Below are 1,725 nucleotides of genomic sequence, written 5' to 3' on the forward strand. Positions count from 1 at the left end.
GATGTGCCTGCCTTTTCCGCGCCAGGGCCAGTGGGCTGCGCCGTTTCGCCGCCTGGGACAGGGGCTGCTGTATCACTGGTACTGGCTGCGCGACGAAATCCTCTAAGCGGCCGATGTGGCCACCGCGTGGTGGCCTCAGTGTTCTATCGCTCCGTTCATGCAGCCGACGAGCGCCTCCGGCAACGCGGTAGCAAGGCCGCCAATGCGGCAATACCCGGCTCGATGCGCTCGGCCTGGATCGATGAAAACCCCAGCCGCAGGCAATTGAAGTGGCCCGGATCGTGCAGGCAAAATGCCTCGCCTGACTCAATCAAGATACCTTGCTCGAAGGCCGCTTGCCGCAGCAGGCGGGTGTCGATCTCCGGCGCAAAGCGTCCCCACAAGGCCGAGCCGCCATCGGGCGCAGTGAAATCCATCATCGGCAGATGCGTGCGCACGGCGGCGATGAGTAGCGCGGCACGCCGCGCCAGCTCCTCGCGCATCTGGTGCAGGAAACGGTCGTAGTGGCCGTGCGAGATGAACAGCGCCGCCGCCAGCTGATTGTTGGTGGCCGGGTGGCGGATCATCAGCCGCCGCAGCACCCGCAGGCGTACCACCACTTCAGCTGGCGCCACGATGTAGCCGATGCGCAGGCCTGGCGAAAGTGTCTTGGACAGACTGCCGATGTAGATCACCCGTCGTTCATGGTCGATGGCCTTGAGGGCAGGGGAGGGCTTGCCGGCGTATTGCATTTCGGCGTCGTAGTCGTCCTCGATGATCACGCCATCGTGATGCCTGGCCCATTCCAGCAAGGCCAGGCGGCGCTCGGTGGACAGTGTGATGCCGGTCGGACATTGGTGGCTGGGCGTGCAATAGAGGGTCTGAGCCCGGGCCAGCACGGTGGCATCGGGCTGCACGCCATCGCAGTCCACCTCCAACCCGACCAGTTGCGCACCGCGGCGCAGGAAGATGTTGCGCGCATCCATGTAGCCCGGGTCTTCCACCGCCACGGTGGAGCCCGGTGGCACCAGGAGTTCGCTCACCAGATACAGAGCCTGTTGGGCCCCCACCGTCAGCAGTACTTCGTCGCGGCGCGCGGCGATGCCGCGCCGGGGTAGCACGCGCTTGATCAACTGTTCCACCAGCGAGGCGTTATCGTGATCGATGGCATCCGGCGCCCAGCCCCGGATGGAACTGACATCCAGTGCCTGCCGGCTGCACTCGCGCCAGTCCGCAATGGGAAAAAGACTGGGATCGAACTGGCCATAGAGAAAGGGATAGCGATGGCGCTGCCAGTCTTCGGGCTTGTCCAGCCATTTGATGCCGGGCGGTTCGCTCTGCATCCTGGCCTGCCAGTTCACCGCGTGCGATGCCGCGCCTGGGTTCGGTTGCGCCATGGCTGGCGTCGGCGGTTGCTGATGCAGGTAACGTTCGCTGACGTAGTAGCCATTGCGGGGGCGGTTCTCCAGGTAGCCGTCCTCGGCCAGTTTTTCATAGACCAGTACCACGGTATTGCGCGAGATGGCCAGCATGTCGGCCAGCTCGCGGCTGGACGGCAGGCGTATGCCCGCAGCCAGGCGACCATCCAGCACCGCATCGACCAGGCGTACCCGTAACTGGCTTTGCAGGGTGGCGCCCTGGCGCTGTGGCTCGGGGAAGATCTGGTGCCACATTACTTGATGGGCCTGGTGGTCACGCACGCCTTTGCTCCGCAATCCCAAAGCCTGCGCTGTCGCAGGATTCGTG

General features: G+C 64.7%; 1 protein-coding gene. It reads right to left on the reverse strand.

The window, feature by feature from the left end:
• Positions 1–155: 155 nt before the first annotated feature.
• Positions 156–1,725 (reverse strand): MocR-like pyridoxine biosynthesis transcription factor PdxR (pdxR, locus tag I5W_RS14065; protein WP_252717023.1); only part of this gene is annotated, 1,570 nt, incomplete at its 5' end.

The organism is Herbaspirillum sp. B65 (assembly GCF_000333555.1).
GTDB classification, from domain to species: Bacteria; Pseudomonadota; Gammaproteobacteria; order Burkholderiales; family Burkholderiaceae_D; genus Herbaspirillum; species Herbaspirillum rubrisubalbicans.